The sequence below is a fragment of the Streptomyces sp. NPDC025651 genome (assembly GCF_055558735.1).
The window spans coordinates 394,938-410,540 of sequence record NZ_JBVHLZ010000007.1 but is presented as its reverse complement, the minus strand read 5'-3'; the positions used below and the strand labels follow the sequence as shown (position 1 = coordinate 410,540).

The following is a 15,603-nucleotide window of genomic DNA, read 5'->3' as shown; positions in this document are numbered from 1 at the left end:
CCCCCATGCTGACCATCCTCGGATTCGTCATGATCGCCACCTTCCTGGTGCTGATCATGATGAAGAAGATGTCGCCCATCGCGGCCCTGGTGCTGATCCCCGCGATCTTCTGCGTGTTCGTCGGGAAGGGAGCCCATCTCGGGGACTACGTCCTCGAAGGCGTCGGCAATCTGGCGCCCACGGCGGCCATGCTCATGTTCGCCATCGTGTACTTCGGCGTCATGATCGACGTCGGCCTCTTCGACCCGATCGTCCGGGGCATCCTGCGCTTCTGCAAGGCGGACCCGCTGCGCATCGTGGTCGGCACGGCCGTGCTCGCCGCGATCGTCTCGCTCGACGGCGACGGCTCGACGACCTTCATGATCACGGTCTCGGCGATGTATCCGCTGTACAAGCGCCTCAAGATGAGCCTCGTCGTGATGACGGGTGTCGCCGCCACCGCCAACGGCGTCATGAACACCCTGCCCTGGGGCGGCCCGACGGCCCGCGCCGCGACCGCGCTGAAGGTCGACGCCGCCGACATCTTCGTCCCGATGATCCCCGCCCTCGCCATGGGTCTGGTCGCCGTCTTCCTCCTCTCGTACGCGCTGGGTCTGCGCGAGCGCAAGCGGCTCGGCGTGCTCTCGCTGGACGAGGTCCTGGAGAAGGAGACGAGCGGCGAGACGGTCCTGGTGGGTACGGGTGGCGGTGACGGCCGTACGTCGCTCACCAAGAAGGCCGCCGGGGGAGCGGGCGGCGGCACCGACGCGGACGCACCGGACGCCCCCGACAGCGAGGGCGACGACGACGGCTTCCAGGGCCTGGACCCCAACCGCCCCACCCTGCGCCCCAAGCTCTACTGGTTCAACGCCGGCCTCACCGTCCTGCTGCTCACCGCCATGATCATGGAGTGGCTGCCGATCCCGGTCCTCTTCCTGCTCGGCGCCGCCCTCGCGCTCACCGTCAACTTCCCGCACATGCCCGACCAGAAGGCCCGCATCGCCGCCCACGCGGAGAACGTCCTCAACGTCACCGGCATGGTCTTCGCCGCCGCCGTCTTCACCGGCGTCCTCACCGGCACCGGCATGGTCGACCACATGGCCGACTGGCTCGTCGACGCCATCCCCGACGGCATGGGCCCGCACATGGGCCTGGTGACCGGTCTGCTCTCCATCCCGCTCACGTACTTCATGTCCAACGACGGCTTCTACTTCGGTGTGCTCCCGGTCCTCGCCGAGGCGGGGCAGGCGCACGGCGTCGGCACCCTGGAGATCGCCCGCGCCTCCATCGCCGGACAGGCGCTGCACATGTCGAGCCCGCTGGTGCCCGCCGTGTACGTCCTCGTCGGCATGGCCAAGGTCGAGTTCGGCGACCACACCCGGTTCACCGTCAAATGGGCCGTGCTCACCTCGCTGGTGGTGCTCGGCGCCGGAATCCTCTTCGGCATCATCTGATGCCCGACGCGACACCCGGGCCCGGTGGCAGGGGCTGGCTGCTCCGTCTCGTCATCGCCTTCAGCTTCGCGCAGGGGGCGGTGTCGATGGCGCGGCCCGCCGTCTCCTACCGGGCCCTTTCGCTGGGCGCCGACGAGCGCGCCATCGGCGTCATCGCGGGCGTCTACGCGCTGCTCCCGCTCTTCGCCGCCGTACCGCTCGGACGCAGGACGGACCACGGGCGGTGCGCGCCGCTGCTGCCCGTCGGCGTCGCCCTGATCGCGGGCGGCTGCGCGCTGAGCGGCACGGCGGACTCCCTTGCCGCGATGGCCGCGTGGAGCGGCGTGATGGGGCTCGGCCACCTCTGCTTCGTGATCGGCGCGCAGTCGATCGTGGCCCGGCAGTCCGCGCCCGCCGAACAGGACCGCAACTTCGGGCACTTCACCATCGGCGCCTCGCTCGGCCAGTTGGTCGGGCCGATCGCCGCCGGTGCCCTGATCGGCGCCGACATGGACCGCACGAGCGCGCTGGCCCTGCTGGCGTCGGCGGGGGTCGCCGCGGTCTCCCTCACCTCGCTGTGGCGCATCGAGCACCGGCGCTCCGGTGCGCGCCCCGCCGAACGGGCCGCGAAGGTACCGGTCCTGGGCATCCTGCGCACCCGCGGCGTGCCCGCGGGCATCTTCATCAGCCTGGCCGTGCTCTCGGCGACGGACATCCTCACGGCCTATCTGCCGGTGGTCGGCGAACACCGGGGCATCGCGCCCGCCGCCGTCGGGCTGCTCCTGTCGCTGCGGGCGGCGTCGACCATCGCCTGCCGCCTGGTGATGACGCCGCTGATCGATCTGCTGGGCCGGGGCGCGCTGATCGTCACGACCTGTGTGCTCGCCGCGCTGCTGTGCGCGGGGATCGCGCTTCCCGTGCCGGTGTGGGCACTGGGCGCGATGCTCGTCCTGCTGGGCTTCTGTCTGGGAGTGGGCCAGCCGCTGTCGATGACGACGGTGGTCCAGGCCGCGCCGCCCGCCGCCCGCTCGACGGCCCTCGCGCTGCGCCTCACGGGCAACCGCCTGGGCCAGGTCGCCGCCCCCGCGTCGGCGGGCCTGATCGCCGGAGTGGCGGGCGTGGCGGCGCCGTTCGTGATGCTGGGCGTACTGCTGCTCGTCGCGGCGGGCCTCGGCGCGCGCACGTCCCCCGGGGGCGCCGGCAGCCCCCGGGGAACAGGCGGATCAGACGACAGGACCAGTCGCAGTCACCGAACTCGCCGTCAGAACAAGGGAGTTACACGGAACGGCGAGGTCACGGAACGATCTTGAGCAGCTTGTTCGGGGAACCCGAACCCGGGCTGGTCACGACGTTCGGCGTGGCGCCGTTCACCAGCGCCGACGAGACCTGCGCCGGCGTGGCCGAGGTGTGGCCCGCCAGGTAGACCGCCGCCGCGCCCGCGACGTGCGGGGCGGCCATCGACGTACCGGAGATGGTGTTGGTGGCCGTGTCGCCGGTGTGCCAGCCCGCCTTGATGTTCACGCCGGGCGCGAAGATGTCCAGGACCGAGCCGTAGTTGGAGAAGCTGGCCCTGGCGTCCGTGTTGCTGGTGGCGCCGACCGTGATGGCCGCGGGGACGCGGGCGGGCGAGGTGTTGCCCGCGTTGGTGTTGGAGTTGCCCGCCGCGACCGCGTAGGTGACGCCGTCGGCGATGGAGTTCTTCACCGCGTTGTCGAGCGAGGTGGAGGCGCCGCCGCCGAGCGACATGTTGGCCACGGCCGGGGCTCCGGCGGCGTGGTTGCCGGTCACCCAGTCGACGCCCGCGATGACACCGGCGGTGGTGCCGGAGCCGTTGTTGTCGAGCACGCGGACGGCCACGACCTTGGCCTTCTTGGCCACGCCGTAGGTCTTGCCCGCGATGGTCGTGGCGACGTGCGTGCCGTGGCCGTTGCCGTCCTGGGCGGTGTTGTCGCCGTCGACCGCGTCGTAGCCGTTGACCGCGCGTCCGCTGATCTCCGAGTGCGAGATCCGCACGCCGGTGTCGATCACGTACGCGGTGACGCCGGAACCGGCGCTGTCCGGGTAGGTGTAGGTGCCGGACAGCGGCAGCTTCGCCTGGTCGATGCGGTCCAGGCCCCAGGGGGCGTTGGACTGCGTGGCCGTGGCCCGGAGTCTCTGGTTCTGCTCGACGGAGGCGACCGCCGGGTCGGCGGCGAGTCTCTTCGCCCCGGTCGCGCTCAGCTTCGCGGAGTAGCCGTTGAGCGCGGACTTGAAGGTCTTCTGCACCGAGCCGCCGTACTCGGATATGAGGTCCTTGCCCTGGGCGGTGGCGGCCTTGAGACCCGAGCTCTTCTTCAGCGTGACGATGTAGCTGCCCTTGATCGCGTCGGCGGAGTTCGCCGCGATCACGGTGCCCTCGGCGGGGGCGGCCTGGGCGGGCAGAGCGGTGACCGCACCGAGGACGGCGGCGGTGGCGGTCGAGATCGCCGCGGCGATCACAGTCTTCTTGCTGCGCAGCGTTGCCATTACGAGGGAGTCCTCCTCATAGGCGGCGCGCCCGGGGTCGGGCGACGCGACTGTGGGGGGTGTGCGCGGGATCGCACACACAAGAAGGGAGCGGTGAGTGCCGCTCCCGTCGCGATCAGTAGCGTGGCCTCTCCGCAGGTCTAGATCAAGGGAGTTGACGTCTTGACATGCGTCTGTCACGTACTTGAAATCGAATACAAGGCGAATATGCGGGGTGTGTCCGGATAACGGCGGAGGGGTGGATGGCTCCGGTTCAGTCCTTCAAGTCGATCGGGGAGGCTCGGTGACGAGCCGGTCGGTGAACTCTCCCTCGACCGGGCCGCGTCGGGCCCCCGGCGGATCAGCCGGTGAAGCCCGGTACCACCAGGCCCGACTCGTACGCGATCACCACCGCGTGGGTGCGGTTCTGCGCGCCGAGCTTGGTGAGCACGTTGCCGACGTGCGTCTTCACGGTCTCCAGGCTCACCGTGAGCGACTGCGCGATCTCCGGGTTGGACAGACCGGTCGCCATCAGGCGCAGCACCTCCTCCTCGCGCCCCGTCAGCTCCGCCCTCGGCAGCGCCTGTGCGGAGTCCAGCGGGCGGGCGGCGACCATCCGGCGCAGTGCCGCGGGGAAGAGGATCGTCTCCCCGGCCGCCACCACCCGCACCGCTTCCGCGATCTGCCGGACCGGGCGCCGCTTGAGGACGAACCCGCTGGCTCCCGCGCTGAGCGCGGCGGTGACGTAGTCGTCGTTCTCGAAGGTGGTGATCACCACGACCTTCGGCGGCTCCGCCGACTCCGCGAGCAACTGCCGTGTGGCGTCGATGCCGTTCAGGCGCGGCATCCGTACGTCCATCAGGACCACGTCCGGCCGCACGAGCCGCGCCCGCTCGACCGCCTCGGTGCCGTCGGCCGCCTCGGCGACCACCGCGATCCCGGGCTGCGCCGCAAGGAGCGTACGCAGGCCGCTGCGGGTCACCTCGTCGTCGTCCGCGATGAGGAGGGTGACGGAGGTGTCCGGTGCGCTTGCCGCGGGCTCCGTCGCCCCGGCCGCGCCGGAGTCGATCATGCCGGAACCCGCACCGGCAGCCGGACCTCGAGGTGCCAGCGCCCTCGGCCGTCCGGTCCTGACGCGAACTCGCCGTGCAGCAGCCGCACCCGCTCGGCCAGACCGGGCAGCCCGTGCCCGGAGGTCGGGAAGGCGTCAGGTCCCGGACGGGCCGTGCCCGCCCCGTCCCCGTCGACGAAGCCGACTGCGTTGACCACGCCGAGCTCCAGCGCGTCCGGCGTCGCCGCCACCCGGATCCCGATCGGACCGCCGGACCCGTGCCGCAGCGCGTTCGTCAGGCCCTCCTGCAGGATGCGGTACGCCGCCCGCGAGAGCGTCCCCTGCACCTGTGCCAGGTCGCCCGAGAGATCGGGTTCCACCGCCGCGCCCGCGTGCCGCAGGCGGTCGATCAGGTCGGGCAGGTCGGCCAAGGTGCGGGTCGGCGCCGTCTCGGCCTGCTGCTCGCGCAGCACGCCGAGGACGTAGTCCAGGTCCTCCAGCGCCGCGCGTGCCGACTCCTCGATGCTGCGCAGGGCGGCCCGCGCGGCCACCGGGTCGTCGGAGAGCACCTCGCCCGCCACCGCGGCCTGGATCGTGGTCGCCGTGAGCGTGTGCCCGATCGAGTCGTGCAACTCGTGGGCCAGCCGGTTGCGTTCGGCCAGGTGCAGCTCCCGCTCGGCCGCCAGCGCGAGCCGCTCGGCCGGGGAGGGCCCGAGCAGCCGGGGCGCCGCCCACCGCAGGGCGCAGGTCACCGCCACGCACACGACCGCCGCGAGCAGCACGCAGCCGAGCGCCACCGCCCAGCGCTCCGCACCGCTCTCCGGCCGTGCCGACCAGCCGAACAGGCTCAGCTCCATCTTGGAGCGGAGCCCGTCGAACGGCAGCGTCAGGCCCGCGAGCAGCAGCGCCCCGCCCACCAGCGCCCCCGCCCACCCCAGCGCCACGTGCAGCAGCAGCCAGACAGCGGTGCGCCGGTGGTCGCCGCGGGCCGGCGGGGCCGGCAGCGGCACCTTCAGCAGCCGGCGGGCACCGGGTATCAGCGCCCGCCGTGTGACGCGGGCCAGCCCGAGCGTGCCGATGAGCGCCGCCCAGACCAGCAGGGTCAGCACCATCTGGATGGCTTGGGGCGCGGACGGCCACGCCAGCGCGGGCAGCATCGCGAAGGGCAGCAGCGGAAGGCTCGCGAAGGCGCCGCCCAGGGCGAAGGCCATGCCTGTGTACGTGGAGCCGCGCAGCAGCGGCCGGATTCCTCTGATCACAAGGGGCAAGTATGGCCAGCTCGCGCGCCGGGGGCCTCCCCCGATGGAGGGAGGCCTTTTTCCTGCTTTCCCGCGATGTGTGCCCGAGCCCCTGAAAACCATGATCGGTGGCCTGCCCCTCCGACAGGGGGGCGGCAGACGAGACCCGACCTCCCCAGGAGTTTCCTCATGCGTGAGCAGGAATCGCACCGGCCCCGTTCCTTCCGACGGCCGGGCACCCGGCGCATCGTCGTGCCGGCCGCCGCCGCGGTGGCCGTCGGCGTCATGGCGGTGGGTGCGCTGATGTCGCCCGCGGAGAAGGCGGGCGCGTCCGCGGCCCGGCCGGACTCCGTCCAGCGCGGCCTGGACGCCCTCGTACGCGCCGACGGCATGCCCGGCGCGCTCGCGAGCGTCAAGGGCCGCGACGGCCGCACCCGCACCTACACCGCGGGCGTCGGCGACCTCGCCACCAGGGCGAAGGTGCCCAAGGACGGGCAGGTGCGGATCGGCAGCAACACCAAGACGTTCACCGCGGTGGTCGTCCTGCAGCTGGTCGGCGAGAAGAGGATCCGCCTCGACGCCCCGGTCGACACCTATCTGCCGGGCCTCGTCCGGGGCAAGGGCATCGACGGGGGCCGCATCACCGTCCGCCACCTCCTCCAGCAGACCAGCGGGCTGCCCAACTACACCAAGTACGAGGACCTCGAACCCCGCTTCTACGAACCCCGCGAGCTCGTCGACTTCGCCCTCAAGCACCCGTCCGAATTCGAGCCGGGGAAGGGATGGGCGTACAGCAACACGAACTACGTGCTGGCGGGCATGATCGTCGAGAAGGTCACGCGCCACCCGCTCGCCGCGGAGATCGACCGGCGCGTGATCAAGCGCATCGGGCTGCGCCACACCTACTTCCCCGCCCCTCGCGACGCGACCATCCGCGAGCCCCACCCCAAGGGCTACCTCCAGGAAGCGAAGGGCACCCCTCCGCGGGACATCACGGAACTCGACCCCTCCTGGACCTGGGCCGCGGGCCAGATGATCTCCACCAACTCCGACCTCAACCGGTTCTTCTCGGAGCTGCTGCGCGGCCGCCTCCTGCCCGGGGCCCAGCTCGACCAGATGCGCACCACCGTCCCCGCCGACTACTTCGGCCACGGTGCCCGCTACGGTCTGGGGCTCGTGAGCAAGCCGTTGTCGTGCGGCGGTCTCTCCTGGGGCCACGGCGGGAGCTACCCCGGCTACGAGACCCGCGGCGGCGTCACGGACAAGGGCCGCCGCGCCGCCAACGTCGCCGTGACCGTCCAGCCGACGGACAAGGCGGCCGTCCGGCATCTGGAGAAGGTCGTGGACACGGCCCTGTGCCGATGAACGCCGCCCGACGAGGGTAGGACCGCAGCCGGGGCCGCCTCAGGGCCGGAGCGGGGGGCGGCGGTCTCCGGTGCCCCTGGTGCTGGAAAACTATCAGCGCTAGTTTGTAGCGCGGACGACAACCTGGAGGAATGCGATGAAGGCCCACGACGGGATGTACATCGACGGCGCCTGGCGCCCGGCTGCGGGCGCCGACACGATCACGGTCCTGAACCCCGCGGACGAGCAGCCCATCGGCCAGGTCCCGGCCGGTACCGCCGAGGACGTGGACGCCGCGGTCCGTGCCGCCCGCGCCGCCCTGCCCGGCTGGGCCGCGACCCCGCCCGCCGAGCGCGCGGCCGTCATCGGCGCCCTGCGCGACCGCCTCGTCGCCCGCAAGGGCGAGGTCGCCGAGACCGTCACCGCCGAGCTGGGCGCCCCGCTGCCGTTCTCCGAGGCCGTGCACGCCGGTGTGCCGATCCTGGTCTCCGGTTCGTACGCCGAGCTCGCCGCGACGTACCCCTTCCAGGAGAAGGTGGGCAACTCCACCGTCTATCTGGAGCCGGTCGGCGTGGTCGGCGCGATCACGCCCTGGAACTACCCCCTCCACCAGATCGTCAACAAGGTCGCCCCCGCGCTCGCCGCGGGCTGCACCGTCGTGCTCAAGCCCGCCGAGGACACCCCGCTCACCGCCCAGCTCTTCGCCGAGGCGGCGCACGAGGCGGGCGTGCCCGCGGGCGTCTTCAACCTCGTCACGGGGCTCGGCCCGGTCGCGGGCCAGGCCCTGGCCGAGCACGAGGGCGTCGACCTCGTCTCGTTCACGGGATCGACGGCGGTCGGCAGGCGGATCGGCGCCGCGGCGGGCGCGGCCGTCAAGCGCGTCGCCCTGGAACTCGGCGGCAAGTCCGCCAACGTCATCCTGCCGAGCGCCGACCTCGCCAAGGCGGTCAACGTCGGCGTCGCGAACGTCATGTCCAACTCCGGCCAGACGTGCAGCGCCTGGACCCGCATGCTGGTCCACACCGACCGGTACGACGAGGCCGTCGAGCTCGCCGCGGCCGCCGCCGCCAAGTACGGCGACCGCATCGGCCCCGTCGTCAACGCCAAGCAGCACGAGCGCGTGCGCGGCTACATCGCCAAGGGCGTCGAGGAGGGCGCCCGGATCGTGGCCGGCGGCCCCGACGCGCCCAAGGAGCGCGGCTACTACGTCCGACCGACCGTCTTCGCCGACGTCACCCCCGAGATGACCATCGCCCAGGAGGAGATCTTCGGCCCGGTGGTCTCGATCATCCGGTACGAGGACGAGGACGACGCCCTGCGCATCGCCAACGGCACCGTGTACGGCCTGGCGGGCGCGGTGTGGGCGGCCGACGAGGCCGAGGCGGTGGCGTTCGCCCGCCGCATGGACACCGGCCAGGTCGACATCAACGGCGGCAGCTTCAACCCGCTCGCGCCCTTCGGCGGCTACAAGCAGTCGGGCGTCGGCCGCGAGCTGGGCTCGCACGGCCTGACCGAGTACCTCCAGACCAAGTCCCTCCAGTTCTAAGGGAGTTCCCCGCATCATGGTCCGCGCCGCCGTACTTCCCGCCGTCGGGGCTCCGATGGAGATCGCCGACATCGACCTGCCCGAGCCCGGACCCGGCCAGGTCCGTGTCCGGCTCGCCGCCGCCGGGGTCTGCCACTCCGACCTGTCCCTGTCCAACGGCACCATGAGGGTGCCGGTCCCCGCCGTCCTCGGCCACGAGGGCGCGGGCACCGTCGTCTCCGTCGGCGAGGGCGTCACGCACGTCGCGCCCGGCGACGGCGTCGTCCTCAACTGGGCGCCCTCCTGCGGCAGTTGCCATGCCTGCACGCTGGGCGAGGTGTGGCTGTGCGCGCACGCCCTGGAGGGTTCGGCGAACGTGTACGCCCGCCGCGCGTCCGACGGCTCCGATCTCCACCCGGGCCTGAACGTCGCCGCGTTCGCCGAGGAGACGGTCGTCGCCGCGAACTGCGTCCTGCCCGTGCCGGACGGCGTGCCGCTCGCCGACGCCGCCCTGCTGGGCTGCGCGGTCCTCACCGGCTACGGCGCCGTCCACCACTCGGCGCAGGTCGAGAAGGGCGAGACGGTCGCCGTGTACGGAGTGGGCGGGGTCGGCCTCGCCGCGCTCCAGGCGGCCCGGATCGCGGGGGCCTCGAAAATCGTCGCGGTGGACGTGTCCCCGGAGAAGGAGGAGCTCGCCCGCCGGGCGGGGGCGACGGACTACGTGGCCGCCTCCGAGACGACCGCCCGCGACGTCCGCGCCCTCACGGGCAAGCAGGGCGTCGACGTCGCCGTGGAGTGCGTGGGCCGCGCGGTGACGATCCGTACGGCCTGGGAGTCCACGCGGCGCGGCGGGCGCACCACGGTCGTCGGCATCGGCGGCAAGGACCAGCAGGTCACCTTCAACGCCCTGGAGCTCTTCCACTGGGGCAGGACCCTCTCCGGCTGCGTGTACGGCAACTCCGACCCCTCGGTCGACCTGCCGGTCCTGGCCGGCCACATCCGCGCGGGGCGCCTGGACCTCAGCGTCCTGGTGACCGACCGGATCGGCCTCGACGGCATCCCGGCGGCCTTCGACAACATGATCGCGGGCAAGGGCGGCCGAGCGCTGGTCGTCTTCTGATCAGTCCGCGTCCCGCTCCGGCCGGTCCGCGTCCGACCGGTCCGCGTCCCGCGAACCGGTGAGCCGGGGAAAGGACTTGGCACCCGCCAGGAACACCAGCGTGGTCAGCACGAACGGCCAGGTGAAGGTGTGCCCGCCGGACGGCGCGAAGAGCGCCGACATCGCCGAGCCGACCGCCGTCGCCGCGGCGGCACCCACGAGTGCGTACGTGAGTGTCGCCGCCCGCGCGGGCAGGAAGACGCCGCACAGGGCCAGGGCGACGAGCACGGAGTTGTATCCCATCGTGCCGTCGGCGATCTGCGCGGCGGGGGCGCCGAGGGCCCACGCGGTGACGGTCCCGACGGTGCTGCCCAGACACGCCACGGCCGCCGCGCGACGGCTCGCGAGCAGGATGCCGAGGAGCAGCAGGGCACCCACGTACCACTGCGGCATGAAGAAGATCTCGGCGAAGGCGGTGAAGAACGCCCTTGCCAGCTCGTCGGGTCGGAGCGCGGTGGGTCCCGATGCCGGGCTGGTGAGGGCCGCGAGGCCCTCGCCGTGGTGCCAGACCCGCTGGAAGCCGGGTGCGGCGATGGTGGCCGTGGACGCGATCAGGCAGTACGGCAGGGTGAGCGTGGGCAGCCCCCAGACGCCGAGCAGGTTCGCCACGGCCGAGGTCGCGACGGTGACGACCACGCAGCCCGCGAGCGCGAGCAGCGCCGTCGACAGGTGTCCCGCGCCCAGGAAGACCGCGAGACACAGCGCCGTCAGGCAGGCGTTGAAGCCTTCGAGGCCGGACGCGACACGGGTCCGGTCCGCGCCGAGGAGCCGCGCGGTCGCCGTGCCGACGGCGGTGCCCGCCAGGCCGTAGAGCCCGTACCGCCAGCCCGCGGCGAAGAGCGCGACGCAGAAGACCGCGCCCGCCGCGACGCTCGGCAGAAAGGTGACCTGGGCCTGGCCGCGCAGCACCTGCGCGGCGAAGACGCGGACGCCGGGTGGCCCGATCGCCCGCCCCACGCCCTCACTTGAGCCCCCGGCGTCCAGCGCATCCGTCGCGTGCCCCACGGCCCCTCCCGTGTTACGTCCCTGTGTCGTCCGACAGGACGGATGCAGGTTACATCTACGTGTCCGTGCGCTCGAACCAGGTCATCAGGACGCCGTTGTCGAAGGTCTCGCGGGCGCTCGCGCGGAACCGGGTGGGGTCGAACTGCCCGTCGAAGACGGGGATTCCGGCCCCGGCGACCACCGGGTAGCTCTTGATGACGATCTCGTCCAGCTCGGGGAGCAGCGAGGCCGCGAGCCGTCCGCCGCCGCACAGCCAGATGTCCTGCCCCCGCTGCTTCCTGAGGTCGCGGACCAGGTCGAGGGGGTCGCCGCCGACCACGGTCACCGCCGGGTCGGGGGAGGAGGCGAGGGTGGTCGACACCACGTACTGGCGCAAGTGCGCGTACGGGCTCGTGGTGCCGTGGTCGAGGACCGTGCGGTAGGTGCCGTGGCCCATCAGCACGGTGTCGAAGCGGAGGTTGGGGGCGTCCGCGAGACCGGCGTGCGGGCGCAGGGCGGTGGGGACCGTCTCGGGGTAGCGGGCGTTGATCCGCGCGGCGTAGGCGGTGGCCTGGGCCGCGTCGCCCACGGGGTAGAAGTCGACCTCGCCGCCGGGGCCCGCGATGTAGCCGTCGATGGAGGCGCCGATGTAGTAGACGAGCTTGCGCATCTGTTAACTCCCCCTGTAGTACTTCTACTGTAGTGGTGGAAACGTAGTACTACACGTGGAGTGGTGTCAATGGTGCGCAGGAATGACGGACGGCGGGCGGCCCTGGTCGACGCCGCCATCGAGGTCCTCGCGGGCGAGGGTGCCCGCGGGCTGACCTTCCGGGCGGTGGACACCGCGGCGGGCGTGCCCACCGGCACGGCCTCCAACTACTTCAGCAACCGCGACGACCTGCTGACGCAGGCGGGCGCCCGGGTCTACGAACGGCTCACGCCCGACCCCGCGGAGGTCGAGCGCCAGCGCGCCGCCAAGCCCGACAAGGAGACCTACGTCGCGCTGATGCGCGAGGTCGTCGGCCGGGTCAGCGGCTTCCGCACCGGCTACCTCGCCCTGCTCGAACTCCGCCTTGAGGCGACCCGCCGCCCCGAGCTGCGCGCGGTCCTCACCGACCGCGTCCGCGCCGACCTGGACGCCAACCTCTCGTACCACGAGGAATCGGGTCTGCCGGGCGACGCCATGGCGGTCAAGCTCCTGTACCTGGCCTTCAACTGGCTCATCGTCGAACAGCTGACGCTCCCGGACGTCCTCTCGGAAGCGGAACGCGACGAGCTCGTGGCGGCGGCGGTGGAGCGCATCGTCACGGAGTGACGGGCCGTCCCCGAGGGCGTCTGAGGGCGGCCCTCAGACGCCCTCGATGCCGAGGTGCTCGGCGAGCGCTCGGCTTCCGGCGGCGGTGAGCCGCACCGCGCGCTCCGTGCCGATCCGTTCGCACCAGCCCGTCTCCAGGGCGTGGCGGCAGAGCGCGGCCCCCGCGGCGCCGGCCAGGTGGGGGCGGCGTTCGGTCCAGTCCAGGCAGGGGCGGGCCAGGGGGCGCCGGCCGGTGCGGGTGAGGTCGATGCCCAGCTCCGCGAACCAGGCGACGCCCTGGCCGGTCAGGGCGAAGCCGGTGTCCTGGCGGAGCAGGCCACGGGCCGTCATCGCCGCGGTGATCGTGATCCCGAGGCGGCCCGCCAGGTGGTCGTAGCAGGTGCGGCCCCGTGCCATCGCCGAGCTCGCGCCCGCCTCGCGCAGCGTGCGGGGCCGCGCGGGGGTCCCGGGGGTCACGTGCGCCGCGAGATCCTCCACCAGCTGGGCCACCCGTGCGTCGGCGAGCCGTACGTAGCGGTGCCTGCCCTGCCGTTCCTCGGCGAGCAGGCCGCCCGCGACCAGCTTGCCCAGGTGCTCGCTCGCCGTCGACGCCGCGACCCCCGTGTGCCGGGCCAGCTCGCCGGCCGTCCAGGCCCGCCCGTCGAGCAGCGCGAGCAGACAGGCCGCCCGCGTCTCGTCCGCGACGAGCGAGGCGAAGGAGGCGAGGGCGGTGGCCGTGGTGCTCTTCCTGGAGGTCTGCTTCATGTCCCCAGGGTGCGGCAGGGACGCTTCGGCGGGCGCCGAAGCGTCAGATGTCCGCCGAGGCGTCAGGCGTGCGCCGAACCGTCACGCGTGCGCCGTCACCTGTTCGTACTGCAGCGCGAGCCCGTCGAGCAGGGCCCGCAGGCCCGCCTCGAAGGCCCGCTCGTCGATGACCTGCTGACGCTCGGCGAGCAGATGGGCCTGGCCCAGGTGCGGGTAGTCCGCCGGGTCGTACGCGGCCTCGTCGTCCACGAAGCCCCCGGCGAACGAGCCGAGCGCGGAGCCCATGATGAAGTACCGCATCAGCGCGCCGATCGACGTGGCCTGCGCGGCGGGCCACCCCGCGTCGACCATCGCCCCGAACACCGCGTCCGCGAGCCGCAGTCCGGCCGGGCGCCGCCCGGGGCCCTGCGCGAGCACCGGAACGATGTTCGGGTGCAGCGTGAGCGCGGCCCGGTAGGAGACCGCCCAGTCGTGCAGCGCCGTGCGCCAGTCGCGCTCGTCGGCCGCGTCGAACATCGACAGGTCGACCTGGGCGCTCACCGAGTCCGCGACCGCCTCCAGGATCTGGTCCTTGGTGCGGAAGTGGTTGTACAGGGACGGCCCGCTGACGCCGAGTTCGGCGGCGAGGCGCCGCGTGGAGACGGCCGCGAGACCCTCGGCGTCCACGAGGGCGCGCGCCGTGTCGACGATGCGTTCTCTGCTGAGGAGGGGCTTGCGCGGTCGGGCCATGCGGCACATAGTAGGGCTGCCACAAGAAACTAGCAGTGCTAATTTAAATCTCGACGTGAAGAGGTGCCCACGATGAACCTGGAGCTCAGCGAGGAGCAGACCGCCGTCCGGCAGCTGGCCAAGGACTTCGTCGCGCGCGAGATCGCCCCGCACGTCGTCGAGTGGGACCGCGCCGAGAGCGTCGACCGGGCCATCGTGAAGAAGCTCGGCGAGGTCGGCTTCCTCGGCCTCACCGTCGACGAGGAGTACGGCGGCTCGGGCGGCGACCACCTCGCCTACTGCCTGGTGACCGAGGAGCTGGGCCGCGGTGACTCCTCCGTACGCGGCATCGTCTCGGTCTCCCTCGGCCTGGTCGCCAAGACCATCGCGTCCTGGGGCGACGAGGAGCAGAAGCGGCGGTGGCTGCCGGGGCTCACCTCGGGCGAGCTCGTCGGCTGCTTCGGGCTCACCGAGCCGGGCACGGGATCCGACGCGGGCAACCTCACCACCAGGGCCGTGCGCGACGGCGACGACTACGTCATCAACGGCACCAAGATGTTCATCACGAACGGCACCTGGGCCGATGTCGTCCTCCTCTTCGCCCGTACGAACGACGCCCCCGGCCACAAGGGCGTCTCCGCCTTCCTCGTCCCGACCGGCACCCCCGGGCTGACCCGCCGCACCGTCCACGGCAAGCTCGGCCTGCGCGGCCAGGCCACCGCCGAGCTGGTCCTCGAGGACGTCCGGGTCCCGGCGGCGGCCATGATGGCGCCCGAGGGCAAGGGCTTCTCCGTGGCGATGTCGGCGCTCGCCAAGGGCCGGATGTCGGTCGCCGCGGGCTGCGTCGGCATCGCGCAGGCCGCACTGGACGCGGCCGTGAAGTACGCGGGCGAGCGCGAGCAGTTCGGCAAGAGCATCGCCCGGCACCAGCTGGTGCAGGAGCTGATCAGCGACATCGCGGTGGACGTGGACGCCGCCCGTCTGCTGACCTGGCGCGTCGCCGACCTCATCGACCGCGGGCAGCCCTTCACCACGGAGTCCTCCAAGGCCAAGCTGTTCGCCTCGGAAGCCGCCGTGCGCGCCGCCAACAACGCCCTGCAGGTCTTCGGCGGCTACGGCTACATAGACGAGTACCCCGCCGGCAAGCTGCTGCGCGACGCCCGCGTCATGACGCTCTACGAGGGCACCAGCCAGATCCAGAAGCTCGTCATCGGCCGCGCGCTGACGGGGGTCTCGGCGTTCTGAGTACGCGTCTGAGTACGCGAGCGGATGTGGTGCGGGTCACTCCTCCCCGATGCTGCGGCCATGACTGAGCCAACCGTGAAGCAGCAGACCACGACCGCCTTCTACGGCCAGGCCATCGCGTCCTTCGCCGTCGCCCTGGGTGCGGTGGCCATCGGCATCGGCTACCTCGACGCCTCCGCCTGGGTGCGGGCGTTCCTCGCCATCTCCGTGCTGTACCTGACGACTTCCGCCTTCACCCTCGCCAAGGTCATCAGGGACCGGCAGGAGGTGGAGCGGCTCGTCAGCAGGGTCGATCAGGCCCGCGTCGACAGGCTGCTCGCCGAGCACGATCCGTTCGCCAAGCCCTGACCGCCGCCCGGCCCCCGACCCCGGCGCCCTAAGCGCTTGCTCACCG

15 protein-coding genes are annotated in these 15,603 nt (G+C 72.4%); 8 read left to right on the top strand and 7 right to left on the bottom strand.

Annotation, left to right across the window (positions count from 1 at the left end):
- The first annotated feature begins 5 nt into the window (after window positions 1-5).
- Window positions 6-1,433, top strand: a complete 1,428-nt coding sequence (locus ACZ4D5_RS25940) for a CitMHS family transporter (protein ID WP_467774782.1) — start codon at window positions 6-8, stop codon at window positions 1,431-1,433.
- Entirely contained in the window at window positions 1,433-2,722 is a 1,290-nt protein-coding gene (locus tag ACZ4D5_RS25935) for an MFS transporter (protein ID WP_467774781.1), read from the top strand. The genes ACZ4D5_RS25940 and ACZ4D5_RS25935 overlap by 1 nt, the downstream gene beginning before the upstream one ends.
- Here ACZ4D5_RS25935 and ACZ4D5_RS25930 read toward each other — a convergent pair.
- The 3 genes from ACZ4D5_RS25930 to ACZ4D5_RS25920 form a co-directional block, all read right to left on the bottom strand.
- Window positions 2,706-3,917: a S8 family peptidase gene (locus ACZ4D5_RS25930; protein ID WP_467774780.1), complete on the bottom strand. Its 1,212-nt coding sequence runs from the start codon at window positions 3,915-3,917 to the stop codon at window positions 2,706-2,708. The two genes, ACZ4D5_RS25935 and ACZ4D5_RS25930, sit on opposite strands and share 17 nt — an antisense overlap.
- A gap of 340 nt (window positions 3,918-4,257) precedes the next feature.
- Window positions 4,258-4,968 (bottom strand): response regulator transcription factor, encoded by a 711-nt coding sequence (locus ACZ4D5_RS25925; protein ID WP_467774779.1) that lies wholly within the window; start codon window positions 4,966-4,968, stop codon window positions 4,258-4,260.
- Window positions 4,965-6,206, bottom strand: a complete 1,242-nt coding sequence (locus tag ACZ4D5_RS25920) for a sensor histidine kinase (protein WP_467774778.1) — start codon at window positions 6,204-6,206, stop codon at window positions 4,965-4,967. Before ACZ4D5_RS25920 ends, ACZ4D5_RS25925 begins: the two co-directional genes overlap by 4 nt.
- Window positions 6,207-6,374: 168 nt before the next feature.
- Here ACZ4D5_RS25920 and ACZ4D5_RS25915 point away from each other — a divergent pair, with 168 nt between their 5' ends.
- From ACZ4D5_RS25915 to ACZ4D5_RS25905, 3 genes are all read left to right on the top strand, one after another.
- Entirely contained in the window at window positions 6,375-7,550 is a 1,176-nt protein-coding gene (locus ACZ4D5_RS25915) for a serine hydrolase domain-containing protein (protein WP_467774777.1), read from the top strand.
- 136 nt (window positions 7,551-7,686) lie between these two features.
- Complete coding sequence (locus tag ACZ4D5_RS25910; protein ID WP_467774776.1) at window positions 7,687-9,075, top strand: aldehyde dehydrogenase family protein; 1,389 nt, start codon at window positions 7,687-7,689, stop codon at window positions 9,073-9,075.
- A gap of 16 nt (window positions 9,076-9,091) precedes the next feature.
- Window positions 9,092-10,174, top strand: a complete 1,083-nt coding sequence (locus ACZ4D5_RS25905) for a Zn-dependent alcohol dehydrogenase (protein ID WP_467774775.1) — start codon at window positions 9,092-9,094, stop codon at window positions 10,172-10,174.
- Here the strand turns inward: ACZ4D5_RS25905 and ACZ4D5_RS25900 are convergent, their stop codons facing one another.
- Both ACZ4D5_RS25900 and ACZ4D5_RS25895 read right to left on the bottom strand, forming a co-directional pair.
- On the bottom strand, window positions 10,175-11,218 hold the full coding sequence (locus ACZ4D5_RS25900) for an urea transporter (RefSeq protein ID WP_467774774.1): 1,044 nt from the start codon (window positions 11,216-11,218) through the stop codon (window positions 10,175-10,177).
- Window positions 11,219-11,273: 55 nt separating this feature from the next.
- Complete coding sequence (locus ACZ4D5_RS25895) at window positions 11,274-11,867, bottom strand: dihydrofolate reductase family protein (RefSeq protein ID WP_467774773.1); 594 nt, start codon at window positions 11,865-11,867, stop codon at window positions 11,274-11,276.
- Between the two features lie 69 nt (window positions 11,868-11,936).
- Here ACZ4D5_RS25895 and ACZ4D5_RS25890 point away from each other — a divergent pair, with 69 nt between their 5' ends.
- Window positions 11,937-12,512, top strand: a complete 576-nt coding sequence (locus tag ACZ4D5_RS25890) for a TetR/AcrR family transcriptional regulator (RefSeq protein WP_467774772.1) — start codon at window positions 11,937-11,939, stop codon at window positions 12,510-12,512.
- Between the two features lie 33 nt (window positions 12,513-12,545).
- On the opposite strand, the gene ACZ4D5_RS25885 is transcribed toward ACZ4D5_RS25890, so the two are convergent.
- The gene (locus ACZ4D5_RS25885) at window positions 12,546-13,256 is read right to left on the bottom strand and encodes an ArsR/SmtB family transcription factor (protein WP_467774771.1); all 711 of its coding nucleotides are present in this window, start codon (window positions 13,254-13,256) and stop codon (window positions 12,546-12,548) included.
- 81 nt (window positions 13,257-13,337) lie between these two features.
- Complete coding sequence (locus ACZ4D5_RS25880) at window positions 13,338-13,985, bottom strand: TetR/AcrR family transcriptional regulator (protein ID WP_467774770.1); 648 nt, start codon at window positions 13,983-13,985, stop codon at window positions 13,338-13,340.
- Between the two features lie 72 nt (window positions 13,986-14,057).
- On the opposite strand from ACZ4D5_RS25880, the gene ACZ4D5_RS25875 reads away from it, so the two are divergent.
- Together ACZ4D5_RS25875 and ACZ4D5_RS25870 are read left to right on the top strand one after the other, a co-directional pair.
- A complete protein-coding gene (locus ACZ4D5_RS25875) occupies window positions 14,058-15,209 on the top strand; it encodes an acyl-CoA dehydrogenase family protein (RefSeq protein WP_467774769.1) in 1,152 nt (383 codons plus the stop codon).
- Window positions 15,210-15,269: 60 nt separating this feature from the next.
- Window positions 15,270-15,557, top strand: a complete 288-nt coding sequence (locus ACZ4D5_RS25870) for a YiaA/YiaB family inner membrane protein (RefSeq protein ID WP_467774768.1) — start codon at window positions 15,270-15,272, stop codon at window positions 15,555-15,557.
- Window positions 15,558-15,603 lie beyond the last annotated feature (46 nt).